Annotated in this window: 24 protein-coding genes; 11 read left to right on the top strand and 13 right to left on the bottom strand. The window is 68.4% G+C overall.

Annotated elements, in window-relative coordinates:
- Positions 1-112 precede the first annotated feature (112 nt).
- On the top strand, positions 113-259 hold the full coding sequence (locus ACG10_RS23520; protein WP_131256255.1) for a lmo0937 family membrane protein: 147 nt from the start codon (positions 113-115) through the stop codon (positions 257-259).
- Positions 260-287: 28 nt separating this feature from the next.
- On the opposite strand, the gene bioD is transcribed toward ACG10_RS23520, so the two are convergent.
- The gene (gene bioD, locus ACG10_RS03125) at positions 288-971 is read right to left on the bottom strand and encodes a dethiobiotin synthase (RefSeq protein WP_039801733.1); all 684 of its coding nucleotides are present in this window, start codon (positions 969-971) and stop codon (positions 288-290) included.
- Positions 972-1,024: 53 nt separating this feature from the next.
- Entirely contained in the window at positions 1,025-1,525 is a 501-nt protein-coding gene (locus tag ACG10_RS03120; RefSeq protein ID WP_039801731.1) for a hypothetical protein, read from the bottom strand.
- 443 nt (positions 1,526-1,968) lie between these two features.
- On the opposite strand from ACG10_RS03120, the gene ACG10_RS03115 reads away from it, so the two are divergent.
- Both ACG10_RS03115 and ACG10_RS03110 read left to right on the top strand, forming a co-directional pair.
- Positions 1,969-2,643 carry a thiopurine S-methyltransferase gene (locus ACG10_RS03115; protein WP_089167089.1) on the top strand — a complete coding sequence of 225 codons (675 nt, stop codon included), beginning with the start codon at positions 1,969-1,971 and terminating at the stop codon, positions 2,641-2,643.
- A gap of 179 nt (positions 2,644-2,822) precedes the next feature.
- A complete protein-coding gene (locus ACG10_RS03110) occupies positions 2,823-3,104 on the top strand; it encodes a hypothetical protein (RefSeq protein ID WP_089167088.1) in 282 nt (93 codons plus the stop codon).
- A gap of 117 nt (positions 3,105-3,221) precedes the next feature.
- On the opposite strand, the gene ACG10_RS03105 is transcribed toward ACG10_RS03110, so the two are convergent.
- Positions 3,222-3,746: a flavodoxin gene (locus tag ACG10_RS03105; protein ID WP_039801725.1), complete on the bottom strand. Its 525-nt coding sequence runs from the start codon at positions 3,744-3,746 to the stop codon at positions 3,222-3,224.
- A gap of 315 nt (positions 3,747-4,061) precedes the next feature.
- Here ACG10_RS03105 and ACG10_RS03100 point away from each other — a divergent pair, with 315 nt between their 5' ends.
- Both ACG10_RS03100 and ACG10_RS03095 read left to right on the top strand, forming a co-directional pair.
- Complete coding sequence (locus tag ACG10_RS03100; RefSeq protein WP_089167087.1) at positions 4,062-4,955, top strand: PA4780 family RIO1-like protein kinase; 894 nt, start codon at positions 4,062-4,064, stop codon at positions 4,953-4,955.
- 121 nt (positions 4,956-5,076) lie between these two features.
- Entirely contained in the window at positions 5,077-5,640 is a 564-nt protein-coding gene (locus ACG10_RS03095; protein ID WP_089167086.1) for a lipocalin family protein, read from the top strand.
- A 39-nt stretch (positions 5,641-5,679) separates the two neighbouring features.
- Here the strand turns inward: ACG10_RS03095 and ACG10_RS03090 are convergent, their stop codons facing one another.
- The 8 genes from ACG10_RS03090 to bioB all read right to left on the bottom strand — a co-directional run bounded on the left by ACG10_RS03090 (position 5,680) and on the right by bioB (position 12,845).
- A complete protein-coding gene (locus ACG10_RS03090) occupies positions 5,680-6,519 on the bottom strand; it encodes an arylamine N-acetyltransferase family protein (RefSeq protein WP_089167085.1) in 840 nt (279 codons plus the stop codon).
- Between the two features lie 98 nt (positions 6,520-6,617).
- Positions 6,618-7,550 (bottom strand): phosphatidate cytidylyltransferase, encoded by a 933-nt coding sequence (locus tag ACG10_RS03085; protein ID WP_089167084.1) that lies wholly within the window; start codon positions 7,548-7,550, stop codon positions 6,618-6,620.
- Entirely contained in the window at positions 7,550-8,242 is a 693-nt protein-coding gene (locus ACG10_RS03080; protein ID WP_089167083.1) for a lysophospholipid acyltransferase family protein, read from the bottom strand. The genes ACG10_RS03085 and ACG10_RS03080 overlap by 1 nt, the downstream gene beginning before the upstream one ends.
- Before the next feature lie 31 nt (positions 8,243-8,273).
- Positions 8,274-8,897, bottom strand: a complete 624-nt coding sequence (locus ACG10_RS03075) for a CDP-alcohol phosphatidyltransferase family protein (protein ID WP_089167082.1) — start codon at positions 8,895-8,897, stop codon at positions 8,274-8,276.
- Between the two features lie 84 nt (positions 8,898-8,981).
- A complete protein-coding gene (bioC, locus tag ACG10_RS03070; protein ID WP_089167081.1) occupies positions 8,982-9,785 on the bottom strand; it encodes a malonyl-ACP O-methyltransferase BioC in 804 nt (267 codons plus the stop codon).
- Complete coding sequence (locus ACG10_RS03065) at positions 9,778-10,500, bottom strand: alpha/beta fold hydrolase (protein ID WP_089167080.1); 723 nt, start codon at positions 10,498-10,500, stop codon at positions 9,778-9,780. The genes bioC and ACG10_RS03065 overlap by 8 nt, the downstream gene beginning before the upstream one ends.
- Complete coding sequence (bioF, locus tag ACG10_RS03060) at positions 10,497-11,672, bottom strand: 8-amino-7-oxononanoate synthase (protein ID WP_089167079.1); 1,176 nt, start codon at positions 11,670-11,672, stop codon at positions 10,497-10,499. Before bioF ends, ACG10_RS03065 begins: the two co-directional genes overlap by 4 nt.
- 114 nt (positions 11,673-11,786) lie before the next feature.
- Positions 11,787-12,845 carry a biotin synthase BioB gene (bioB, locus tag ACG10_RS03055; RefSeq protein ID WP_089167078.1) on the bottom strand — a complete coding sequence of 353 codons (1,059 nt, stop codon included), beginning with the start codon at positions 12,843-12,845 and terminating at the stop codon, positions 11,787-11,789.
- A 130-nt stretch (positions 12,846-12,975) separates the two neighbouring features.
- Here bioB and ACG10_RS03050 point away from each other — a divergent pair, with 130 nt between their 5' ends.
- The 3 genes from ACG10_RS03050 (at position 12,976) to dsbG (ending at position 15,765) form a co-directional block, all read left to right on the top strand.
- Positions 12,976-13,692, top strand: coding sequence for a ComF family protein (locus ACG10_RS03050; RefSeq protein ID WP_089167077.1), 717 nt, complete (start codon positions 12,976-12,978; stop codon positions 13,690-13,692).
- Between the two features lie 93 nt (positions 13,693-13,785).
- Positions 13,786-14,760 (top strand): serine/threonine protein kinase, encoded by a 975-nt coding sequence (locus ACG10_RS03045; RefSeq protein WP_089167076.1) that lies wholly within the window; start codon positions 13,786-13,788, stop codon positions 14,758-14,760.
- Positions 14,761-14,991: 231 nt separating this feature from the next.
- The gene (dsbG, locus tag ACG10_RS03040; protein ID WP_089167075.1) at positions 14,992-15,765 is read left to right on the top strand and encodes a thiol:disulfide interchange protein DsbG; all 774 of its coding nucleotides are present in this window, start codon (positions 14,992-14,994) and stop codon (positions 15,763-15,765) included.
- Positions 15,766-16,034: 269 nt separating this feature from the next.
- On the opposite strand, the gene ACG10_RS03035 is transcribed toward dsbG, so the two are convergent.
- Positions 16,035-16,553 carry a glycine cleavage system protein R gene (locus ACG10_RS03035; protein WP_039801696.1) on the bottom strand — a complete coding sequence of 173 codons (519 nt, stop codon included), beginning with the start codon at positions 16,551-16,553 and terminating at the stop codon, positions 16,035-16,037.
- A 295-nt stretch (positions 16,554-16,848) separates the two neighbouring features.
- Here ACG10_RS03035 and ACG10_RS03030 point away from each other — a divergent pair, with 295 nt between their 5' ends.
- Together ACG10_RS03030 and ACG10_RS03025 are read left to right on the top strand one after the other, a co-directional pair.
- Positions 16,849-19,023 carry a malate synthase G gene (locus tag ACG10_RS03030; RefSeq protein WP_089167074.1) on the top strand — a complete coding sequence of 725 codons (2,175 nt, stop codon included), beginning with the start codon at positions 16,849-16,851 and terminating at the stop codon, positions 19,021-19,023.
- Positions 19,024-19,272: 249 nt separating this feature from the next.
- A complete protein-coding gene (locus ACG10_RS03025) occupies positions 19,273-21,210 on the top strand; it encodes a putative nucleotidyltransferase substrate binding domain-containing protein (protein ID WP_089167073.1) in 1,938 nt (645 codons plus the stop codon).
- A 34-nt stretch (positions 21,211-21,244) separates the two neighbouring features.
- Here the strand turns inward: ACG10_RS03025 and ACG10_RS03020 are convergent, their stop codons facing one another.
- Positions 21,245-22,390: an RNA-guided endonuclease InsQ/TnpB family protein gene (locus ACG10_RS03020; protein ID WP_089167072.1), complete on the bottom strand. Its 1,146-nt coding sequence runs from the start codon at positions 22,388-22,390 to the stop codon at positions 21,245-21,247.
- A 132-nt stretch (positions 22,391-22,522) separates the two neighbouring features.
- Between ACG10_RS03020 and ACG10_RS03015 the strand changes: the two genes are divergently transcribed.
- The gene (locus ACG10_RS03015; RefSeq protein ID WP_089167071.1) at positions 22,523-23,245 is read left to right on the top strand and encodes a 3'-5' exonuclease; all 723 of its coding nucleotides are present in this window, start codon (positions 22,523-22,525) and stop codon (positions 23,243-23,245) included.
- Positions 23,246-23,283: the final 38 nt, after the last annotated feature.

Raw genomic sequence — 23,283 nt, 5'->3', positions numbered from 1 at the left:
CGCCGAACGGCATGGTCCTATGTCTGCCAGCGAACAGACACCGCCCGGCTGCCACGCTCAATCTGGCGAAAGGCAGATCGCTGCCGACAAGACAATGACGGGAGAACCAGACATGCTCATGACGATCGCGATTATCCTGCTGGTCCTGTGGGTGCTGGGACTGGTTTCGAGCTACACCATGGGCGGGCTCATTCACATCCTGCTGGTCGTGGCAATCGTGGTGTTCCTAGTCCAGTTCATTCAGGGCCGCAGGGGATAGCCCTTGGCGGAGCGCGCCGACAGGCCGCTCAGCGCCGCAACGCACCCAGCTGGAGATGCGCCGCCACTGCCGCCGGGCTGGCCTCGGGAAGGCGCGGAATGCGTCCGAGGCAGGGCGCCGGCAGGCGTTCGGCGAGGGCCGCGAGGTTCTCGTCGAGGCGCGAGGTGCGCGGATCGATGACATTGGCCACCCAGCCAGCCAGCTCCAGCCCGTCGCGGGCGATGGCCTCCGCCGTCAGCACGGCGTGATTGATGCAGCCCAGGCGCACGCCGACCACCAGGATCACCGGCAGGCCGAGCGCCACCGCCAGATCGGACAGGTTTTCCCGCCCGGCCAGCGGCACCCGCCAGCCGCCGGCGCCCTCCACCAAGGTGAAGTCGGCGCCGCGCGCCAGCACCCGGCGCACCGCTGGAAGCAGCGCAGCCACCGTCAGCTCGACGCCGACCTCGCGCGCCGCCAGGTGCGGGGCGATGGCCGGCGCGAAGGCGAACGGGTTAACCTCGGCATAGTCCAGCGCCAGCGAGCACTCGCCGAGCAGCGCCAGGGCGTCGCCGTTGCGCAGCCCTGCGGGCGTGGCCTCGCAGCCCGAGGCGACCGGCTTGGCCGCCGCGGTGGACAGGCCCGCCCGCCGGGCGGCATGCAACAGGCCGCAGGCCACGGTGGTCTTGCCGGCGTCGGTGTCGGTGCCGGCGATGAAGAAGGCGGTGCTCACATCATTCTCCAGTCGCGTTCAACCGGAGAAGGATATCAGGGAGGCAGAGGCCGTCACTCGACCAGCGGGATGTCGCTGGTATTGGCCAGCAGGCTGATGGCGTCGAGCTGCTCCTCGATCTGCAGGAAGCGCAGCGAGCGCTTCGGCGAAACCTCCTTGGCGATGCGCTTGGCGTACTTTTCCTTCAGCTCCAGCTGGTTCTCGCGCAGCTCGAGCAGCCGCTCCTGCAGTTTGCCCGCGCTTTCGTCGCTCACCGAACCCTCGCCGTAGGCGCGGGCATAGTCGAGCAACAGGGCGATGGCATCCTTGCTCAGCTTGTCCGCCTCGGTACGGTAGCTGTTGTAGACCGGCCAGAAGGCCTCGCCCTCCTGGGCGGTGAGGGCCATGTTGGCCTCGACGATCTGCTTGCGCTTGTAGTCGATGTCGGCGATCCGGTTCTGGATGACGGACTTGTTTTCCTGCATGACCTGCTTGGTGCTCGGTGCGTCGCCTTCGGCGGCGAACAGCGGCAGGCTGGCGAAGGCGAGCAGAACGAGGGGGGAATGTTTGAACATGCTGGCTCCTTGATTGCGGTCAGGTCCCTCATGGACCCGGACAGCAGTCTAGACCAGGCCGCTCCAGCCGGCCTGCCGCCGGTCTGCCCGGTGCAGGAGCGGGGCAGCGCCGAAGCCGACGGCAGGCACGATATCGCCGGTATCCGGATCTCCCGAAGCGGGCCGGCCGTGCTACTGTCCCAAGATGACTCGTCGGGTGGATTCCAGGCGCGGTCTCCGCGAGTGTCTTGTCGCTCCGCATCCCTCTTCTCCGGAAGTCCGTGCGCTTCGATCGGAACCTTTTCCTGATGCACCACGCTCCATCCTCGAGAAGAAAGCGCCATGTCTCCCTGTCACATGCACGCCATCGCCGTCGTCGGCCACCGATGCCAGCCCCCGGTCTCGTCCCCTCGGCCACGCATGGCCTTCCACAGGGAGGCGGCGCCGGCGGGGTCGAAATCCTCATGAGCAGCCGCGACAATCCCCTCTGGCTGCAACTCTGGCGCGACCGGCGGACCGACTTCCACCAGAAGACGGTGAATCACTATCTGGCCAGATTCTGGCCCGACCTCGCGCGCCCCCAGGGCAGCCGGGTCTTCGTTCCCCTCTGCGGCAAGAGCCTGGACATGATCTGGCTTGCCGAGCAGGGCCATGAAGTCATCGGCGTCGAGCTGAGCCCCGTCGCCGTCCGAGCCTTCTTCCGGGAGAACCGCCTGCAGCCGTCCCGACGGCGGCTGGGCGACTTCACCCTGTGGGAGCACGGCCGGATCGCCATTCTCTGTGGAGACTACTTCGCGCTGGACAAGGCCGACCTGGGACAGATCGACACGGTGTACGACCGGGCGGCGCTCACCGCTCTGCCGGAAGACATCCGCAGGCTCTATGTCGCCCACCTGCGCAGGATCGTGCCGGCCAACGCCGGCGTCTTTCTGCTGACCATCGAGGATGCGGAGGAGGACCTGCCCCTGGAGCAGGCCCTGGGCGTGGACGAGGAGCTCTCGGCCCTTTATTCGGAAGGGTTCGAGATCAGCCTGGAGCATGTCGAAAGCGTGTTCGAGGCCGATCCGCAGGCGCCGAAACAACCGCCGAAACGCGCCGAATACAAGGTGTACCGGCTCTCCGGCAGGGCGGCCGGATAGAAGGGCGACAGGGCGCCGGCAGGACGCAGGCGCTCAGGCATCCGCTCAACCAAGCTATCATCAACCGTGGCGAGCGAAAGCGCGTCGCGCTGAAAATGCGCGCCCCACGACCCGATACGCTCGATTGGCATGCTGCCGCTTCCGGTCAGCCATCCCTTCCTATGCATGGAGAGTCAAGGATGAACAAAGCACTTGTCCCCCTGCTGGGCCTCCTGGTTCTGGCCCTGCCGCCAGCCCTGGCCCAGGTCGATATCCATCAGGAGCCGGTGCACTTCCAGCACGGCCGGAACAGCGCCAGCCTCCAGGGCAAGATCAAGAGCGACCAGATGGTCAACTACCCGTGGCGAGCGGCCGCCGGCCAGATGATGGAAGTCACGCCGAAGGCCTCGGCCGGCACCGGCGACCTCGGACCGGCAACTGGCGGGGCGGTGCCGACGGCAGGGAGTTCCCCGACGCCCTGAGCCACGGCGGCTGAGCGGCGATCGAAGAGAGGACTTCCCGGCGCCGCGGTGATCGGGGCACTTCGCCCCGCCGCCCCGGCCTCGCCCTCTCCTCGCCGACGCAATCGCCAGACTCGATCAGGCCGGCAGGAACTCCTCCTGCAGCACGGCGACCCAGCGCTCGAGGCGCTCATCGGTCTTGTCCGCCTCGTTGATCTTGTCGAACGGCAGGCCCACGAACTTTCCATCGCGCACGGCGAAGGAGTACTCGTAGGTGTAGCCGTCGGTCGGGAAGCTGCCGACCAGCGTGGCGCCACGGGCCTTGAACTTGTCATACAGAATGCCCAGCGCACTGACGAACTGCTCGCCATGGGCGACATAGTCGCCGGCGCCGAACAGGGCGATGGTCTTGCCGGAAAAGTCGGGCTTTTCGTTGGCCAGATCCAGCAGCGGATCGCGCCAGTCGTTCTGCACCTCGCCCGAACCCCAGGTGGAGCAGCCGAACAGCAGGTGGTCGTACTTCAGCATATCGTCGAAATCGACAAAATCTTCTTCCATGTTGAAGAGATCGCAGCGATCCTCGCCCAAAAGCCCAGCGAGCTTTTCAGCCACCTTGCCGGTGACGCCCGAGGAACTGCCATAGAAGATACCGATGCGAGACATACCGTGTTTCCTTCTTGAATAGAACGATGAACGTTGTGTATTGCGAAAATCGAACAGGGGGCCAGGTCATCTCGTCCAGATCGCACGCTGGATGCCAGCGCACGGCGGGCTCGCAATGGAAAAACCCCACAAATAAGAATGATTATTAAAGTACCGGCATACCCCGTCAACCCCCTGCACGGGCGTTCCCGCGTACCGGCAGAGGCGCCTTGCGGGACGACGAGCCGACACCGGACAAGCTGCTGCACCGCAGCATCCGATTGCCGTATAAGGTGGCAAGATTTTTCCAAGTAAGTGTGAGCCATACAAAAATCGATGAAAACACCCAAACGCCTTGAGCCCCTGGTCGAAGACGGCCTGATCGACGAAGTCCTGCGCCCGCTGATGAGCGGCAAGGAAGCTGCGGTGTACGTGGTGCGCTGCGGCCCCGAGCTGCGCTGCGCCAAGGTCTACAAGGAGGCCAACAAGCGCAGCTTCCGTCAGGCCGCCGAGTACCAGGAAGGCCGCAAGGTACGCAACAGCCGCGATGCACGGGCCATGGCGCGGGGCAGCAAACACGGACGCAAGGAGCAGGAGGAGGCCTGGCAGAACGCCGAGGTGGCCGCCCTCTACCGCCTGGACAGCGCCGGCGTGCGCGTGCCCAAGCCCTACGACTTTCTCGACGGCGTGCTGCTGATGGAGATGGTCGCCGGCGCCGACGGCGATGCGGCGCCGCGCCTCAACGACGTCGCGCTGACGCCCGAGCAGGCCCGCGAATACCACGCCTTCATGATCCGCCAGGTGGTCCTGATGCTCTGTGCCGGCCTGGTGCACGGCGACCTGTCGGAGTTCAACGTGCTGCTCGGCCCGGACGGCCCGGTGGTGATCGACCTGCCGCAGGCGGTGGATGCGGCGGGCAACAACCATGCGTTCCGCATGCTCGAGCGCGACGTCGCCAACATGAACGCCTACTTCGGCCACTTCGCTCCCGAACTGCTCAGGTGCAAGCACGCCAAGGAAATGTGGGCACTGTACGAGGCCGGCGAGCTGACCCCGGCGAGCGAGCTGACCGGCGAGTTCGAGGAGCCGGAGGAAGAGGCCGACGTCGACGCGGTGATGCGCGAAATCAACGCCGCGCTGGCCGACGAAGCGCGCCGCAGGGCGGCGCTGGAGGCGGAAGACGCGCCGCCGCAACGCGAGGAACCGCCGCCGCCGTGGCTGCAGGGGTGAGGGTGAGCGCAGACCGGGAAAGGTGACGGATCGGTATCCGCAGGCTGGGAAACCCGCGCAGCGGTTTCCCGCCGGCCGTGGCGGTGAATAATTGCCGGGCATCGTTCCGTGAGCCAAACCCATGCACCGAATCCAGCACACCCTCATCGCCGCACTGCTGTGCGGCTGCTCGCTCGCCATCGCCAATCCAGCGTCCGCCAGCCAGCCGGATGCGCCGCTGGCCACCATCGCCGCCCTCGACCTGCCGCGCTACATGGGCACCTGGTACGAGATCGCCCGCTACCCCAACTGGTTCCAGAAGAAATGCGCCGGCTTCAGCCGCGCCGACTACAGCCTCAAGCCAGACGGCCGCGTGCAGGTGATCAACCGCTGCCGGCTGCAGAACGGCGAGACGGACATCGCCCTCGGTACCGGCCGGCAGATCGGCGATGCCACCTCGCCGAGACTCGAAGTGCGCTTCGCCCCCGCCTGGCTTTCCTTCATTCCGGCCGTGTGGGGCGACTACTGGGTCATCGACCTCGACGAGGGCTACCAACTGGTCGCGGTGAGCGAGCCCCGGCGCAAGTACCTGTGGATACTGTCGAGAACGCCACGGGTCGAACCGCGGGCCTATGACGCCCTGCTCGAGCGCCTGGGCCGGAAGGGGTTCGATACGGGGAAGCTGCTGGTGACCCGGCAGGAGTAGGCCGGACGTGCGGCATAACCAGCCTTACTTTTCCCTCCCTCACCATTCAAGCACCGGCCCTTTTCCCTGTTTTGCACCGGGAAGCGGGCGGAGCGCCTCGTAGGGCGCATCGAGTTCGATGCCGAAGTGGGTCTTCAAAGCATCGAGATAGGCCTGGCCCTCCGCCAGCTCCCATACCTGCTCTTGCTCTGCCCCCTCGCTGACGGTTCTGAGCGTACGGTTGAGGAGCGAGACACGTCCGCCCGGGGTCGGCAGCGCGACGACGCGGGCAAAGGTGAACAGGGAGCCGGGATGGGTCGAGGTGAAGTGGTTGCCCAGCGCGATATCGGCCGGGAACACATGGCCCAGATCGAAACTGTAGAGATCGAGCCACTGTCCCTGCTTCAGGGCCTGCAGCATGACGCCGAAAGGCCCGGTCTCGACGAGGCGGAACGTCAGCCCGTCGTGGCTGGTCGGGCGATCGAGCTCGAACGGAATGGGCGCGCGAAAGCCCGGCCCGCCGAAACCGACGTCGGCGATCCATGGCCTCCCCTGCAGCGTCACCAGGAGAAACAGATGCTCCCGCCCCGACGGCGGCTCGACCAGATGCACCCGCCCCAGCAGCGGACGCGCCTCGAAACCGATGGCTCGGAGCGCCATCAGGAACAGGCCGTTGAGTTCGAAGCAATACCCCCCGCGCGCCCGGTGCACCAGCTTGTCGCACAGCGCCTCAGGCTCGAGCGAGATGCCGCGCCCGAGCTGGATATCGAAGTTCTCGAACGGGATCGTGTAGAGCTGGGCGCGGTGGAGTGCCTCGAGGCAATCCTGCGTCGGTCGTACGGGGCCGGAATGGTTCAGGCGGGCGAGATAGGCGTCGAGATCGAAGGCTTTGTTGTTCATGTTTTTCACGTTTGACTTCAGATTCGTTGGACGGTTGAAACCCGCATGCTCGCGCTATGGTGCCGGCGGGTTGCCCCCCTCTAAGGCTCATCGCCCCCTCAAGTCCAGCCCCACCTCAGCAGGTGAAAGAAGATCGGCGCCGCAAAGCACACCGAATCCAGCCTATCGAGCATGCCGCCGTGGCCTTCGATCATGTGGCCCCAGTCCTTCACGCCGCGGTCGCGCTTGATGGCCGACATCACCAGGCCGCCGAAGAAGCCGAGCAACGTGACGATCAGGGCGATCAGCGCGGCCTGCCAGAGGTTGAACGGGGTGATCCAGTAGAGCGCGGCGCCGGTCAGGGTGGCGAGGGCGATGCCGCCGGCGAAGCCTTCGACGGTCTTCGAGGGCGACAGGCGCGGGGCGATCCGGCGTTTGCCCAGCAGCTTGCCGCAGACATACTGCAGCACGTCGGAGAGCTGCACCACCAGCACCAGCCAGGCGATCAGCAGCAGGTTGCGGCCCGCATACTCGGGGATGTCGAGGTTCAGCAGGGCCGGCACGTGGGAGATGCAGAACACCGCGATCATGGTGCCCCACTGCACCTTGGCCGCGCGCTCGAGGAAGGCGGTGATGTCGCCGCCGAGGGCGGCGAGGATCGGCAGCAGGAGGAACACGTAGACCGGGATGAAGATCGAGAACAGCCCGTACCAGTCGTAGGCGATCAGCAGGTACTGTGCAGGCAGCACGAAATAGAAAGCCGCGACCAGCGCCGGGTAGTCGCTGCCGCGGGTCGGGGTCAGGGTGATGAACTCGCGCAGGGCGAAGAAGGACACGGCGCAGAACAGCAGGATCACCGCGCCGTGGCCGAGCCAGAAGGCGCCGCCGAGCACCGCGACCATTACCCACCAGGCGTTGATCCGCGCGTTGAGGTTGTCGATCACCGGGTTGTCGGCGCCGCGGCAGCGCCACTTGAGGACAAAACCGATCAGGGATGCCAGCGCCAGCAGGGCGCCGATGCCGGCGAACAGGGCGAGGGTATTGGGTTGCATCAGTCGGCCTCCATGGCCAGGTTCAGCAGGGTTTCGCGGGCGCGGGCGAGGAAGGCCTCCTTGCGCTCGCCGGGGCCGAGGGTCAGGGGCGCGCCGAAGGTCACCGTGCACAGCAGCGGCAGGGGCAGCACGCGGCCCTTGGGCATCACCCGATTGAGGTTGGCGATCCACACCGGCACCAGCTCGACCTGCGGGCAGGTGCGGGCGAGGCGGTAGAGGCCGCTCTTGAACGGCAGCAGGCCCTCGCTGGGGTTGCGCGTGCCCTCGGGGAAGATGATCAGCGAGTCGCCGCCGGCCAGGGCGTCGAGCAGCGGCTGCAGCGGGTTGCTGTGCCGGTCGTGCAGTTCGCGGTCGACCAGCACGCCGTGGAACACCCGGTGGATCAGGAAGGGGCGCAGCCTGCCCTGCTGCCAGTAGTCGGCGCCGGCCACCGGGCGGGTGCGCGCGCGCAGGGCCGGCGGCAGCGACGACCAGAGCAGCACGAAGTCGGCGTGGCTGCAGTGATTGGCAAAGTAGATGCGCTGCTTCGGCTCCGGCGCGCAGCCGCGCCACAGGCTGCGCGCGCCGGTGAGCAGGCGGGCGAAGCCGGTGATCGGCCAGGCCAGCAGGCGCTGCGCCGGCGAGGGGCGCGAGCGCGGCGCGGAGGCGGCGGGCAGGTCTTCGCCGGGTGGGGGGATCTGCGGATTGTTCATCGAGTCGCTCCTTGCTGGCGATGACTCCGGCTCAGGCCGGGGGGTGGTTCCGCTCGGCTTCGGCGAGGCCCTGGCGCACGCGGTTGGCCAGGGTCCAGAGCAGCAGCGCGGCGATCAGGGCGAGCAGGCCGTCGATCCAGGCGCCCGGCAGCAGGCCGCTGGCGACGCCCGCGCCGAGCACGCCGAAGCAGAAGGCGCGGTCGCTCTTGCCCATCGGCCCGTCGTAGCGCCGCCCGGCGCCGGCCAAAGGGCCCATGACCCCGGCATATTCGACGATCACCGCGAGCAGGGTCACGCCGACCACCGCCAGCGGCGTCACCCCCGGCACCAGCGCGAAAGGCAGGAACAGCGCGCTGTCGGCGATCACGTCGCACAGTTCGTTGAGGTAGGCGCCGAGGCGCGACTGCTGGCCGAACTCGCGGGCGAGCATGCCGTCGATGGCGTTCAGCGCCATGCGCAGGAACATCCACAGCGGGATCAGGGCGAACGGCCAGGCATGGCTGGCGAAGGCGGCGACCAGTGCGCCGAGCAGCACGGAAATCACGGCGGCGGCGAGGGTCACCTGGTTGGCGCTGACGCCGCGCTCGTAAAGGCGCCGCACCCAGGGGCGCAACAGGTTCTGGAAACGCGGCTTGAGCTGGTAGATGGAGGGCATGGGCAGGGTCCGTTGCCGGGGGCTTTCCCGAGGGTAGCGCACGATAGCCGCCCTGCCCGGCCGGCGTCCATGCTCCGCGTGCGCCTAGTCCGCGCGCCGGCGCAGCACCCCGTAGACCGGCAGCCAGGTGGCCGGCAGCCCCTGGGGCGTGCGGAGGCGCTCGTAGGCCTCGACCAGCGCCAGCACCCGCGCGCGGCCGGTGAGGCCGTCCGGGCGACCGGGGTTGAGGTTGTGGGCGCCAAGGGCCTTGAGCTCGTGGGCCAGATGGCGCAGGTCGCGGTAATACAGCACGCACGTTTCCAGGCGCAGGTCGAGGACGTCGAGGCCGCTGTCGGCGCACAGCTGCCGGTAGTCCCGGAAACGGCGGAAGTGGTTGACGTGGACGAAGCCGTCGACCGCCTGCCAGCTGTCCTGCAACTCCTGCAGGGTGCCGGTGCACAGGCTGCTGAAGGCCAGCACGCCGCCCGGACGCAGCACCCGGCGCGCCTCGGCGAGCACGGAGGCGAAGTCGCCGCACCACTGCAGCGCCAGGCTGGAGAAGACCAGATCCTGGCTGGCGTCGGCCAGCGGCAGATGCTCGGCATCGCCGCAGACGAAGTGCGCCGCGCCGCCGCGCGGCCGGGCGTGGCGCAGCATGCCCTCGGCGAGATCCAGCGCCATGCCCTGCCCGGCGGGGAAACGCTCGGCCAGCGCCTGGGAGAAATGCCCGGTGCCGCTGCCCAGATCGACCCAGCGCTGCGCGCGCATGCCGGCCGGCAGGCGGGCCAGCAGTTCGCTGCCGACCGCGCGCTGCAGCCCGGCCACCTCGTCGTAGCTGGCGGCGGCGCGGGAGAAGGAGGCGGCGACCCGGCGCTTGTCCGGCAGCGGGTTCTGGGGGGTATCAGTCATCGTCGGCCTCGCGGATGAAGGCGGCCAGCCGCGCGGCCAGCGCCTGCGGCCGTTCGAGAACGAAGGCATGGCCGCTGCCGGCGATGCGCTCGACCGCGCCGCGCGGCAGCAGGGTCTGCAGCGGTTCGGCAGCGGCCGCCGGCACCAGGGCGTCGGCCTCGGCCAGCAGGTGCAGTTGCGGGCCGGCGAAGGCCGCCAGCGCCGCCCGGTTGTCCAGCGCGGCGAGCACCGCGAGGCCGGCGAGGCGCTGCGCGGTCTCCTCGGCCGGGACGCCCTGGTTGAGCTGGCGCGACAGGGCGCGCGCCTCGCCACAACCCTGGCTGCAGAGCAGCGCGAAGCGCTTGAGGATGGCCGCGGCGTCCTGCGCGCAGCCGTCGCGGAAGGCGGCGAAGGTGTCCCGGGTCATCGCCTGCGGCCAGTCTTCGCGGGCGACGAAGCAGGCGTTGCTGGCCAGGGTGAGCAGTCCGCGGCAGCGTGCGCCGCGCCGCGCCGCCAGCGCCGTGGCGAGCATGCCGCCCAGCGACCAGCCGCCGAGCCAGACATCGTCCGGCAGGCGGGGGTCCAGCTCGGCGAGCCAGCTCTCGGGATCGCCCGCGCCCGGCGCCGGCAGGCCGGCCAGCTCGGCATCCACGCCCTGCTCGCGCAAGGCGCCGATCAGCGGCTGCAGGGCGGCCGGGCCGAGACCCCAGCCGGGCAGCAGGATCAGTCGGCTCATGCGTCACTCTCCGGCGCCAGCAGCGCCTGGCATTCGCCCAGCGCGGCGAGCAGACGGTCGACCTGCTCCTCGCTGTGGGCGGCGGAAAGGGTCACCCGCAGCCGCGCGGTGCCGGCCGGTACGGTGGGCGGACGGATGGCGCCGACCAGGAAACCGTGCTCGCGCAGCAGGCGGGAGAAGTCCATGGCGCGGGCGCTATCGCCGATCACGAGCGGCTGGATCGGCGTCGGGCTGTCCATCAGGGTCAGGCCCAGCTCGGCGGCGCCGGCGCGGAAGCGGGCGATCAGGCGATTGAGGTGCTCGCGGCGCCAGCCCTCCGTGCGCAGCAGTTCGAGGCTCTTCAGGGTCGCGCAGGCCACCGCCGGCGGCTGGCTGGTGGTGTAGATGTAGGGCCGGGCGAACTGGATCAGGGTTTCGATCAGCGCCTCGCTGCCGGCAACGAAGGCCCCGGCGGTGCCGAAGGCCTTGCCGAGGGTGCCGACCAGCACCGGCACCTCGTCCAGACCCAGGCCATAATGCTCGACGATGCCGCCGCCGTGCGCGCCCAGCGGGCCGAAGCCGTGGGCGTCGTCGACCATCAGCCAGGCGCCCTTCTCTCTGGCCGCAGCGCAGAGCGCCGGCAGCTCGGCCAGGTCGCCGTCCATGCTGAACACCCCGTCGGTGACCACCAGGGTGTTGCCGGTAGCCTTGTCCAGGCGGGCGGCGAGGCTCGCCGCATCGTTGTGCAGGTAGCGCGAGAAGCGCGCCCCGGAGAGCAGCCCGGCATCCAGCAGCGAGGCGTGGTTGAGGCGGTCCTCCAGCACCGTGTCGCCCTGCCCCACCAGCGCCGTCACCGCCGCCAGATTGGCCATGTAGCCGGTGGAGAACAGCAGCGCGCGCGGGCGGCCGGTGAACGCGGCGAGCGCCTCCTCCAGCTCGTGGTGCGGGGTGCTGTGGCCGATCACCAGATGCGAGGCGCCGCCGCCGACGCCCCAGCGCGCGGCGCCGTCCTGCAGGGCGCGGATCACTTCGGGATGGTTGGCCAGCCCCAGGTAGTCGTTGGAACAGAAGGCCAGCAGCGGCTGGCCGTCGACGACCACCTCCGGCCCCTGCGGGCTGTCCAGCAGCGGGCGCTGGCGGTAGAGATGCTCGGCGCGGCGGGCGGCGAGGCGGGAAGCGAGATCGAAGGACATGACGGCTCGGCGAGTTGGCAACGGTGGATGACCGCAAGCGGGTCATCCACCCTACGAAAGGGTCTCGGCCTGCGTAGGGTGGATGACGCTTCGCTCATCCACCGACGGGCAGGCTCAGGCCGAGGTGGCGTCGTAGAACAGCGCGCTGTTCTTCTGCTCGATCAGCGCCTGCTCGATGGCCGCCTGGTGCACCTCGTCGGCATGGCCCTCGCGCTCCTCCGGCTGGATGCCGAGGCGGGCGAACAGCTGCATGTCCTTCTCCGCCTCGGGGTTGCCGGTGGTCAGCAGCCGCTCGCCGTAGAAGATCGAGTTGGCGCCGGCGAAAAAGGCCAGGGCCTGCATCTGGTCGTTCATCTCGGAACGGCCGGCGGACAGCCGCACGTGGGATTTGGGCATCATGATCCGCGCCACGGCGAGGGTGCGGATGAAGTCGAAGGGATCGACGTCCTCGGCGTTCTCCAGCGGGGTGCCCTGGACCTTGACCAGCATGTTGATCGGCACCGACTCCGGGTGCTCCGGCAGGTTGGCCAGCTGGATCAACAGGCCGGCGCGGTCGTCGAGGGACTCGCCCATGCCGAGGATGCCGCCGGAGCAGATCTTCATCCCCGCCTCGCGCACGTGGGCCAGGGTTTCCAGGCGCTCGGCGTAGGTGCGGGTGGTGACGATGTGGCCGTAGAACTCCGGCGAGGTGTCGAGGTTGTGGTTGTAGTAGTCGAGGCCGGCTTCGGCCAGCGCCTGGGTCTGCTCGCGGCTCAGGGTGCCGAGGGTCATGCAGGTCTCGAGGCCCAGGGCCTTCACGCCCTTGACCATCTCCAGCACATAGGGCATGTCCTTGGCCGAGGGGTGCTTCCAGGCGGCGCCCATGCAGAAGCGGGTGGAGCCGATGGCCCTGGCCTCGGCGGCGGCCTGCAGGACCTTCTGCACCTCCATCAGCTTGGCCTTGTCCAGCCCGGTGTTGTGGTGGCCGGACTGCGAGCAGTACTTGCAGTCCTCCGGGCAGGCGCCGGTCTTGATCGACAGCAGGGTCGAGACCTGCACGCGGTTGGGGTCGAAGTGCTGGCGGTGCACCGTCTGCGCCTGGAACAGCAGGTCGTTGAACGGCAGTTCGAACAGCGCGCGGACCTCGTCGAGGGTCCAGTCGTGGCGCAGGGCGGTGGCGGCGGTGGCGCTCATGGCGTTCTTCCTTGCAAGAAGGGCCCGGGCTGGCGGGCGTTCGGTCTGGAGGTCACGACCTGCTAGAGTGCGTGATTCGTCATGGATGAACGGCATATTAGGGAAGCGCCATGCGCTGTCAACCTCGCTCATGAAAGCGGTTTACAACTGGTTAAAAAGCAATCAAAACTGCCTGCTGTGCGACGAGCCGGCGGAAACCGGTCTGCCGCTGTGCGCCAGCTGCGAAACCGAACTGCCCTGGCTCGGCGCGCACTGTGCGGTCTGCGCCCTGCCGCTGCCGGCGGCGGGACTGGTCTGCGGCGCCTGCCAGACGCGGCCGCCGGCCTTCGCCCGGGTGGAAGCACCCTGGCGCTACGCCTTTCCCATCGACACCCTGATCGCCCGCTTCAAGCACCAGGCGCGCTGGCCGCTGGGCCGGCTGCTCGGCGAGCTGCTCGAGCGCCACCTGCAGCACGCCTTCGCCGAGGGCCTGCCGCGCCCGGACTGCCTGCTGCCGGTGCCTCTGGCAAAAGGCCGGCTGCGCCGGCGCGGCTTCAACCAGGCGGCGATGCTCGCCCGCTGGCTGGGCGGACCGCTGCAACTGCCGGTAGAGGAACACCTGCTGCGGCGCCCGCACGACACCCCGGCGCAGCAGCAACTGGACGCCGCCGCCCGGCGGCGCAACCTGCGCGGCGCCTTCGCCCTCGCCGATCCTGCTGCCCTCGCCGGCCGCCATGTGGCGCTGGTCGACGATGTGCTGACCACCGGCGCCACCGCCGAGGCGCTGGCCCGCCTGTTGCGCGCGGCCGGCGTGGCGCGGGTCGACGTCTACTGCCTGGCGCGCACGCCGAAGCCGGATGGGGGCTGAGCGGGTCGGCCCACGGGAGCGGCAACGCCAGGCCCCCGATACAGCACCCCCGCCCAGCCGCTAGACTGTGGACCATAGTCCCTGGAGCGCCCCATGTCCCATCCCTTCGATTCCCTCACCCCCGACCTGGTCCTCGACGCCGTGGAGAGCCTCGGCTATCTCAGCGACGCCCGCGTGCTGGCGCTGAACAGCTACGAGAACCGCGTCTACCAGGTCGGCATCGAGGACGAGCAGCCGCTGATCGCCAAGTTCTACCGGCCGCAGCGCTGGAGCGACGCGGCGATCCGCGAGGAGCATGCCTTCAGCCTGGAGCTGGCCGACTGCGAGGTGCCGGTGGTGGCGCCGCTCGCCAGGGACGGCGAAACCCTGTTCGAGCACGCCGGCTTTCGCTTCGCCCTGTTCCCCCGGCGCGGCGGCCGCGCGCCGGAGCCGGGCAACCTGGACCAGTTGTACCGCCTCGGCGGCCTGCTCGGCCGTCTGCACGCGGTGGGCGCTAGCCGGCCGTTCGAGCACCGCGAGGAGCTGACGGTGGCCAACTTCGGCCACGACTCGCTGGCCACCCTGCTCGACGGCGGCTTCATCCCGAAAAGCCTGCTGCCGGCCTACGAGTCGGTGGCCCGCGACCTGCTGGCGCGCCTCGACGCGCTGTTCGGCTCGACGAGCTACCGGACGATCCGCATCCACGGCGACTGCCACCCGGGCAACCTGCTGTGCCGCGACGACGCCTTCCACATCGTCGACCTCGACGACTGCCGCATGGGTCCGGCGGTGCAGGATTTGTGGATGATGCTCGCCGGCGACCGCCAGGAGCGTCTCAGCCAGCTCGCCGAGCTGATGGACGGCTATCAGGAGTTCCACGACTTCGACCCGCGCCAGCTGGCGCTGATCGAGGGCCTGCGCGCCCTGCGCCTGATCCACTACAGCGCCTGGCTGGCACGGCGCTGGGACGACCCGGCGTTCCCGCCGAGCTTTCCCTGGTTCGGCACCGAGCGCTACTGGGGCGAGCAGATCCTCACCCTGCGCGAGCAGCGCGCGGCACTGGACGAGGAGCCGCTGCGGCTGTTCTGAGCCGGGGGCGGACATTTCGGCCGCGCCCCGGGAAAGTTCCCGCACGACGGACAGACAGCGCCGACGCCCGAGCCCGACCCTGTACGCTTTTCGCGCAAGCCGCTGCGGGCCTGGCACTGCAAGGCCTGCAGCCAATGCTCCCAGGCTCGTCCACAGAGGGATTCACCCCACTGCGCGCAAGACGCCGGCGCCGCTCATTTTCCACATCCGAATGCACGAGGATTCCCAGCCATGATGCTTTTCGAGCGACTTCCCTTCCTGCTGGCCAGCCTGAGCCTGCTGGCCCTGCCGGCAGCAGCCCTGAGCACCGAGGAGCTGCCGGCCCCGATCAAGGCCGCCGAAGCCCGCGGCGCCGAGATCGTCGGCAGCTTCGAGGCGCCGGGCGGCCTGAAGGGCTATGCCGCCCGCTACAACGGCCAGGGCATGGCCCTCTACCTGACCCCCGACGGCCAGCACGTGCTGATCGGCAACCTGCTCGACGCCCAGGGCCAGGACCTGACCCGAGCGCACCTGGAAAAGCTGGTCTACGCGCCGCTGGGCAAGGAGATGTGGGCGCGCATGGAGCGCAGCGGCTGGATCGCCGACGGCCGCGCCACGGCGCCGCGCATCGTCTACCTGTTCTCCGACCCGAACTGCCCCTACTGCACGCTGTTCTGGAAACAGGCGCGGCCCTGGGTCGAGTCCGGCAAGGTGCAGCTGCGCCACATCATGGTCGGCATCCTGCGCGCCGACAGCGCCGGCAAGGCCGCCGCGCTGCTCGCGGCCGGACAGCCGGAACAGGCGCTGCACGCCCATGAAGCCGCCGGCAAGGCCAGCACGCTCAAGCCGCTGGCGGAGATTCCGGCCCAGATCGACCAGCGCCTGGAGGACAACCTCGAGCTGATGAATGCCCTGGGCGCGATGGCGACCCCGGCGATCTTCTACCTGGACGACCAGGGACGCCTGCAGCAACAGCAGGGCGCCCCCGATCCGGAGGCGCTGGCGCAGATCCTCGGGCCGAAATAGGCGTAGGGTCTGTTGACGTTTTGGCGTAGGCCGCGACGGAGGCCCGTTTGGCGCAGAACAAGGAACGAGGAGAGAAGTTTGGTCATTCCAAATGAACGAGGAGAGACGCCGTGCTGCGCCAAACGGGCCCCGTCCCTTCGGGTTGCGCGGCAAATGCCGCCATGCGGCGTTGCGGGTCTTGGCAAGGGAATGACCATTGCCGGCGCCCCGCGCCTTGCCTGGCGGCATTTGACGCGGCAACGCGGCTCACGCCCAAACGTCAACAGACCCTAGTCGTCCGGACGCAGGATCAGCTCGACCATCAGGTCGTCGGCCAGGGTTTCCAGGCGCTGCTGCAACAGCTCCAGCGACAGCTCCGTCGGCACCGCCAGCTGGGCCTGGGCATGGAACAGCATCTCGCTGCTCATCGGCGCCGGCGCCACCTCGGTGTCCAGGCTTTCCAGATTGACGCCGTGCTCGGCGAGCAGGCGGGTGATGTCGCGGACGATGCCGGGGCGATCGTTGCCGACCAGCTCCAGCTGGATTGAGCGCCAGGCGCTGGCCGGCTCGTCGCCGCTCGGCGCCAGCAGCACGCGGATGCCCTGGCTCTCCAGTTCGTGCAGCGCGGCGGAAAGATCGCCGTGCGCCGCCTCGGGCACGGCCACCCGCAGGATGCCGGCGAACTGCCCGGCCATGCGCGCCATGCGGCTTTCCAGCCAGTTGCCGCCATGTCCGGCGATGCACTGGGCGAGCTGTTCCACCAGCCCCGGCTTGTCCCGGGCGATTACCGTCAGTACCAGATGCTCCACTGTCGTCTCCTCCTGCTGGCGGGCGCGCGTCCCGTCTCGGTTAGCGGCGGATGCGCCGGTCTGCCAGACTCGTGTCCCGCAAGAGGACGCAAGGGCGAAAGACGCATCCTCCGGAGTATAGGCCCGCCGGCCGCGCCGGACGGCAGCGATGCCCTGCCTTCGGACTTTCGTCGTAGGCAGCCCTCTGCGACACAGCTTTCCCCGCGGCCTTTATGTAGTATGCTGCGCCACGCACTACAAAACGAACGGGCGCCGTCCCGGTGCGATCCGGAATCCAACTGAAAACGAGGCAAACATGAGCGAGCGCGTTCAAGTCGGCGGCCTGCAAGTCGCCAAAGTCCTGTATGACTTCATCAATGCCGAAGCCATCCCCGGCACCGGCGTCGATGTCGCCGCCTTCTGGGCCGGCGCCGCCAATGTCATCCACGACCTGGCTCCGAAGAACCGCGCCCTGCTGGCCAAGCGCGACGAGCTGCAGGCGAAGATCGACGCCTGGCACCAGGCCCGCGCCGGCCAGGGCCACGACGCCGCGGCCTACAAGGCCTTCCTGCAGGAAATCGGCTACCTGCTGCCGGAGCCCGGGGATTTCGTCGCCAGCACCGAGAACGTCGACGACGAGATCGCCCGCATGGCCGGCCCGCAGCTGGTGGTGCCGATCATGAACGCGCGCTTCGCCCTGAACGCCGCCAACGCCCGCTGGGGTTCGCTGTACGACGCCCTGTACGGCACCGACGCCATCCCGGAAGAAGGTGGAGCCGAGAAGGGCCAGGGCTACAACAAGGTTCGCGGCGACAAGGTCATCGCCTTCGCCCGCGCCTTCCTCGACGAGGCCGCGCCGCTGGAAGGCGCCTCGCACGTCGACGCCGCCGGCTACCGCATCGACGGCGGCAAGCTGGTCGTCGCCCTCAAGGGCGGCAACGCCACCGGCCTGCAGAACCCGGCCCAGCTGGTCGGCTTCCAGGGCGAGGCGGCCGCGCCCAAGGCCGTGCTGCTCAAGCACAACGGCATCCACTTCGAGATCCAGATCGACCCGCAGAGCCCGATCGGCAAGACCGACGCCGCCGGCGTGAAGGACGTGCTGATGGAAGCCGCGCTGACCACCATCATGGACTGCGAAGACTCCGTGGCCGCCGTCGATGCCGACGACAAGGTCATCGCCTACAAGAACTGGCTGGGCCTGATGAAGGGTGACCTGGCCGAGGAAGTGGCCAAGGGTGGCAGCACCTTCACCCGCACCATGAACGCGGACCGCGAGTACACCGCGGTGGGCGGCGGCGCGCTGACCCTGCACGGCCGCTCCCTGCTGTTCGTGCGCAACGTCGGCCACCTGATGACCAACGACGCGATTCTCGACAAGGACGGCAACGAGGTGCCGGAAGGCATTCAGGACGCGCTGTTCACCAGCCTGATCGCCATCCACAACCTCAAGGGCAACACCAGCCGCAAGAACAGCCGCACCGGCAGCGTGTACATCGTCAAGCCGAAGATGCACGGCCCCGAGGAAGTCGCCTTCACCAACGAGCTGTTCGGCCGCGTCGAGGACGTCCTCGGCCTGACCCGCAACACCCTCAAGGTCGGCATCATGGACGAGGAGCGGCGCACCACGGTCAACCTCAAGGCCTGCATCAAGGCCGCCCGCGAGCGCGTGGTGTTCATCAACACCGGCTTCCTCGACCGCACCGGCGACGAGCTGCACACCTCCATGGAAGCCGGCCCGATGATCCGCAAGGGCGAGATGAAGAACGCCGCCTGGATCAAGGCCTACGAGAACTGGAACGTCGACAACGGCCTGGCCTGCGGCCTGTCCGGCCGCGCGCAGATCGGCAAGGGCATGTGGGCCATGCCCGACCTGATGGCCGCCATGCTCGAGCAGAAGATCGTCCACCCGCTGGCCGGCGCCAACACCGCCTGGGTGCCGTCGCCGACCGCCGCCGCCCTGCACGCCCTGCACTATCACAAGGTCGACGTGTTCGCCCGCCAGCAGGAGCTGGCCAAGCGCGAGCGCGCCTCGCTGGACGACATCCTGAGCATCCCGCTGGCCAAGGACACCAACTGGAGCGCCGCGGAGATCCAGCAGGAGCTGGACAACAATGCCCAGGGCATCCTCGGCTACGTGGTGCGCTGGATCGATCAGGGCGTCGGCTGCTCCAAGGTGCCGGACATCAACGACGTCGGCCTGATGGAAGACCGCGCCACCCTGCGCATCTCCAGCCAGCACATCGCCAACTGGCTGCGCCACGGCGTGTGCACCCGCGAGCAGGTGATGGAAACCATGCAGCGCATGGCGGTAGTCGTCGACCGTCAGAACGCCAACGACCCGCTGTACCGTCCGATGGCGCCGAACTTCGACGGCGTGGCCTTCCAGGCTGCCGTCGAACTGGTGGTCGAAGGCACCAGGCAGCCCAACGGCTACACCGAGCCGGTGCTGCACCGCCGCCGTCGCGAGTTCAAGGCCAAGCACGGTCTCTGACCCCCTCCCGGCAGGGATGCCGACCCGGGGCGCCAGACGGCGCTCCATCCCGCGCCGCGCACCCTCCTTCTGCTTCCCCGGCAGGAGGGTGCGCGGCGCTCTCCTTTCTGCGCCCGGATGCGCTGCCGACTGGAAATCCGCGCTTTCCCTGTCTGCCGTCAATCGCCGCGGCCCGACTGGCGGCGCCCGGCCCGCTGCCTGCGTGTCAGAATTGAAGACGGACATCCAGCCCTCTCAAGGAGAACACCGATGAGCAAGACGGACGCCTTCGCCGAGACCGGCAAGACCGCGGTCATGCAGAACATCCAGGGCACCATGCAGTTCCTCCTCCAGTATCCGCCGTTCGACCAGATGGAAAGCAGCCATCTGGCCTATCTGGTGGAGCACTGCCGGCTGCGCTTCTATGCGGCGGGCGACTCCATCGTCAAGCCGGCCGACGGGCGGGTCGAGCACCTGCACATCATCAAGCAGGGCCATGTCCTCGGCCAGCGCCCGAGCCTCTCCGGCAACGGCATCGACACCACCATGGAGGTCGCCCCGGGCGAATGCTTCCCGGTGGCGGCGATGGTCGGCGAACGGCCGACGCGCACCGACTACATCGCCGCCGAGGACACCTTCTGCCTGCTCCTCGAACGCCAGGCCTTCGCCAAGCTGCTGACCAGCTCCGATCCGTTCCGCGACTTCGCCCTGCGCGGGGTCAGCAGCCTGCTCGACCTGGTCAACCAGCAGGTCCAGCTCAAGGCCGCGGAAACCCTCGGCGCGCAGTACTCGCTGGATACCCGCCTCGCAGAACTGGCGGCGCGCCGACCGATTTCCTGCACCGCCGGCACCAGCCTGCGCGAAGCGGTGCGGCTGATGAACGAACACCACGTCGGCAGCCTGGTGATGGTCGATGCGGCCGAGTACCCGATCGGCATCTTCACCCTGCGCGACCTGCGCCGGGTGATCGCCGAGGGCAGCAGCGATCTCGCCCAGCCGCTGGACCAGCTGATGACCCCCGACCCGGCCCGCCTGCCGCCCTCGGCCACCGCCTTCGACGCCGCCCTGACCATGACCCGGCAGCACATCGCGCACATCTGCGTGGTCGAGCACGACCGCCTGGTGGGGGTGGTTTCCGAGCGCGACCTGTTCTCCCTGCAGCGCGTCGACCTGGTGCACCTGGCGCGCACCATCAGCAGCGCCGGCAGCGTGGCCGTGCTGGCGGCGCTGCGCGGCGAGATCGCCCACCTGATCGACAACATGCTCGCCCACGGCGCCAGCCCGGCGCAGCTGACCCGCATCATCACCCAGCTCAACGACCACACCGTGAGCCGGGTGATCGAGCTGATGCTGGAGAAGCACGGCGATCCGGGCGTGCCCTTCACCTGGCTGGCGTTCGGCAGCGAGGGGCGCCGCGAGCAGACCCTGCACACCGACCAGGACAACGGCATCCTCTTCGAGGCCGACAGCCCCGCCGAGGCCGAAGCGATCCGCCAACGCCTGCTGCCGCTGGCCCGCGCGATCAACCAGGCCCTCGACCAGTGCGGCTTCAGCCTGTGCAAGGGCAACATCATGGCCGGCAATCCCGAGCTGTGCCTGTCGCGCCAGGAATGGCTGCGCCGCTTCGGCGGCATCATCCAGTCGCCGAACGGCGAGAACCTGCTGCGCTCGACGATCTTCTTCGACCTGCGCCCGGTCTGGGGGCCGACCCAGGGCTGCCGCGAGCTTTTCGACAGCCTGCTGGAGATGATCGCCGAAAACAGCCTGTTCCAGCGCATGATGGCCACCAACGCCATGCAGCACCGCCCGCCGATCGGCCGCTTCCTGCGCGACTTCGTGGTGGCCAGCCACGGCGCCGAGAAGGACACCCTGGACCTCAAGGTCGAGGGCCTGACGCCCTTCGTCGACGGTGCGCGCATCCTCGCCCTGGCCAACGGCATCCACGACAGCAACACCCTCGAGCGCTTCCGCCAGCTGGCGGCCAAGGGGGTGATCGAAGCCAAGGACGCGGCGTCCTACGAGGAGGCCTACCACTTCATCCAGCTGATGCGCATGCAGCACCACCAGCGCCAGCAGCGTGAAGGCCACGCGCTCGGCAACCGCCTCGATCCGGATACCCTCAACAGCCTCGACCAGCGCATACTGCGGGAATCCTTCCGCCAGGCGCAGCGCCTGCAGAGCCGCTTGGGCATGCGATATCAACTTTGACTGCTCCCCTCCCTGAAGGAAGGGGATTCCCAATTCACTGAGAACAGGACACGGATACTTGACCCATGCCGCTTACGTTCTCTCCAAGGGCTAACACCGCCAGCCCGGCGGCTTTAATGTTGATCGCCGCATTCACATCGCGATCGTGTTCGGTTGCGCATTCCGGGCAGGTCCAACTGCGGACCTCCAGGGGCAGGCGCCCGAGGATATGCCCGCAGCAGGAGCAACGCTTCGAGCTGGGGTACCAGCGGTCGATCTGGACGATCTGCCGACCGGCCCACCCGCCCTTGTATTCCAGCTGGCGAACGAATTCACCCCAGCCTGCATCGGCAATGGCTTTGCTCAGTTGCGGATTGCGGATCATGTTCTTCACGGCAAGGATTTCGGCGCAGACCACTTGGTTCTCGTTGATCAGTCTGCGGGACAGCTTGTGCAAGCCGTCCGCTCGGCAATCGGAAATTTTCGCGTGAATACGGGCCACTTTCCGTCGGGCCCTGGCGCGGTTCTTCGAGCCGAGCTGCTTCTTGCTCAGCCGGCGTTGGGCCAGGGCCAGACGGGAGGCGTATTTCGCGGTGTGGCGGGGATTGCCGAATCGTTCGCCCTCGCTGGTGACGAACAGGTCTTTCAGCCCCAGGTCGATGCCGAGGGTCTTCGGCACGACCGGAAGGGTTTCGGGCTCGAACTCGCACAGGCAGGACACGAAGTACCGCCCTGCGGAGTCTTTGGAAACCGTGACCGTGGAAGGCTCGCAAGGAAGCGGACGACTCCAGCGGATGTCCAGCGGCGCATCGCACCTGGCCAGGAACAGCTTGCCGTCGCGATAGCGGAAGGCCGAGCTGGTGAACTCGGCGGACTGCCGGTGCCGTTTCTTCTTGAAGGCCGGGTACTTCGCCCGGCCCTCGAAAAAGTTCCTGAACGCAGCCTGCTGGTGGCGAAGGCATTGCTGCAATGGCACCGAACTGACTTCATTGAGAAAAGCCAGCTCCGGCAGCTTCTTGATAGCCGTCAGCCGGGCGCTGGCCTGCGTGTAGCCGACCTTCTGCTGTTCCTTGAAGAACGCATCGGTACGCCAGCGCAGGATGCGATTGTAGACGGAACGCACGCAACCGAACGTCCTGGCAAGCAGCTCGGCCTGCTCTGGCGTGGGGTAGAAGCGGTATTTGCAGGCGCGTTTCGTCATGACTCACAAAACAAACCCATCAGGGTAAAGATAGCGACCACCTGAGAAGGAGGCAGCGAGAACAGGGGCGCCCTGCGGGCGCTGCGCTATCCCTCCCCGCACTGGAAGTACGGGGTTTCTCGCGAAAATCGGATGAATCCGTTCGCCTTCCTGTCCTCCCTGGGCACCGGCCGACCGCCGCTCGACGATGGCCAGCGGCGGCGCCTGCGGCGCCTGCCGACGGCGCCGCACCTGGACAGCCGCCCGCTGCACGCCCAACGCTTCGTGGTGCTCGACCTGGAGACCACCGGCCTCAACGTCAACCGCGACATCGTCCTGTCGATCGGCGCCGTGCTCGTCGAGGACGACGCCATCGACCTGGCCCACCAGTTCGAATGCACCCTGCAGCGCCGGCTGAAGACCGTCACCGAGAGCGTGCTGATCCACGGCATCGCGCCCAGCGCCCTGGCTGGCGGCACCGCCCCGGCCGAGGCGCTGCTGCAGTTCATGGAATACGCCAGCGACTGCGTGTTCCTCGCCTTTCACGCGCCCTTCGACCAGCGCATGCTGGGCCGCGCGCTGAAGGACGAGCTGGGCTACACGCTGCGCCATCCGTTTCTCGACGTCGCCGACCTGGCGCCCATGCTGTTCCCCGAGGCCCTCGTCCACCCGGGCGGCCTGGACCAGTGGATCGAGTATTTCCGGCTCGACATGCCGCAGCGCCACCACGCCTCGGCCGATGCCCTGGCCACCGCCGAGATCGCCCTGATCCTGTTCAACCGCGCCCGGCGCATGGGTCTGGACAACCTCCACGAACTGGGCCAGCGCGTCGGCCGCTGGCATCGCGCGCAGCGCGCCGCCCGCCATTCGATCTGAGCCAGGCTGCCCCGCCGCGAACCGTTTTTCGCAGGCAA

Source organism: Azotobacter chroococcum (genome assembly GCF_002220155.1).
GTDB classification, from domain to species: domain Bacteria; phylum Pseudomonadota; class Gammaproteobacteria; order Pseudomonadales; family Pseudomonadaceae; genus Azotobacter; species Azotobacter chroococcum.
This window is presented reverse-complemented; position numbering and strand designations above follow the sequence as displayed.

What these genes read in the sequence shown, in the direction of transcription:
- ACG10_RS03030 (WP_089167074.1), top strand. Translation starts at nt 16,849, where the DNA reads ATGAGCGAGCGCGTTCAAGTCGGCGGCCTGCAAGTCGCCAAAGTCCTG.
- ACG10_RS23520 (WP_131256255.1), top strand. Translation starts at nt 113, where the DNA reads ATGCTCATGACGATCGCGATTATCCTGCTGGTCCTGTGGGTGCTGGGA.
- ACG10_RS03015 (WP_089167071.1), top strand. Translation starts at nt 22,523, where the DNA reads ATGAATCCGTTCGCCTTCCTGTCCTCCCTGGGCACCGGCCGACCGCCG.
- ACG10_RS03085 (WP_089167084.1), bottom strand. Translation starts at nt 7,550, where the DNA reads ATGCAACCCAATACCCTCGCCCTGTTCGCCGGCATCGGCGCCCTGCTG.
- ACG10_RS03075 (WP_089167082.1), bottom strand. Translation starts at nt 8,897, where the DNA reads ATGCCCTCCATCTACCAGCTCAAGCCGCGTTTCCAGAACCTGTTGCGC.
- ACG10_RS03120 (WP_039801731.1), bottom strand. Translation starts at nt 1,525, where the DNA reads ATGTTCAAACATTCCCCCCTCGTTCTGCTCGCCTTCGCCAGCCTGCCG.
- ACG10_RS03050 (WP_089167077.1), top strand. Translation starts at nt 12,976, where the DNA reads ATGAAAGCGGTTTACAACTGGTTAAAAAGCAATCAAAACTGCCTGCTG.
- bioC (WP_089167081.1), bottom strand. Translation starts at nt 9,785, where the DNA reads ATGACTGATACCCCCCAGAACCCGCTGCCGGACAAGCGCCGGGTCGCC.
- ACG10_RS03025 (WP_089167073.1), top strand. Translation starts at nt 19,273, where the DNA reads ATGAGCAAGACGGACGCCTTCGCCGAGACCGGCAAGACCGCGGTCATG.
- ACG10_RS03110 (WP_089167088.1), top strand. Translation starts at nt 2,823, where the DNA reads ATGAACAAAGCACTTGTCCCCCTGCTGGGCCTCCTGGTTCTGGCCCTG.
- bioB (WP_089167078.1), bottom strand. Translation starts at nt 12,845, where the DNA reads ATGAGCGCCACCGCCGCCACCGCCCTGCGCCACGACTGGACCCTCGAC.
- ACG10_RS03095 (WP_089167086.1), top strand. Translation starts at nt 5,077, where the DNA reads ATGCACCGAATCCAGCACACCCTCATCGCCGCACTGCTGTGCGGCTGC.
- ACG10_RS03045 (WP_089167076.1), top strand. Translation starts at nt 13,786, where the DNA reads ATGTCCCATCCCTTCGATTCCCTCACCCCCGACCTGGTCCTCGACGCC.
- ACG10_RS03105 (WP_039801725.1), bottom strand. Translation starts at nt 3,746, where the DNA reads ATGTCTCGCATCGGTATCTTCTATGGCAGTTCCTCGGGCGTCACCGGC.
- dsbG (WP_089167075.1), top strand. Translation starts at nt 14,992, where the DNA reads ATGATGCTTTTCGAGCGACTTCCCTTCCTGCTGGCCAGCCTGAGCCTG.
- ACG10_RS03080 (WP_089167083.1), bottom strand. Translation starts at nt 8,242, where the DNA reads ATGAACAATCCGCAGATCCCCCCACCCGGCGAAGACCTGCCCGCCGCC.
- ACG10_RS03065 (WP_089167080.1), bottom strand. Translation starts at nt 10,500, where the DNA reads ATGAGCCGACTGATCCTGCTGCCCGGCTGGGGTCTCGGCCCGGCCGCC.
- ACG10_RS03090 (WP_089167085.1), bottom strand. Translation starts at nt 6,519, where the DNA reads ATGAACAACAAAGCCTTCGATCTCGACGCCTATCTCGCCCGCCTGAAC.
- ACG10_RS03020 (WP_089167072.1), bottom strand. Translation starts at nt 22,390, where the DNA reads ATGACGAAACGCGCCTGCAAATACCGCTTCTACCCCACGCCAGAGCAG.
- ACG10_RS03115 (WP_089167089.1), top strand. Translation starts at nt 1,969, where the DNA reads ATGAGCAGCCGCGACAATCCCCTCTGGCTGCAACTCTGGCGCGACCGG.
- ACG10_RS03100 (WP_089167087.1), top strand. Translation starts at nt 4,062, where the DNA reads ATGAAAACACCCAAACGCCTTGAGCCCCTGGTCGAAGACGGCCTGATC.
- bioF (WP_089167079.1), bottom strand. Translation starts at nt 11,672, where the DNA reads ATGTCCTTCGATCTCGCTTCCCGCCTCGCCGCCCGCCGCGCCGAGCAT.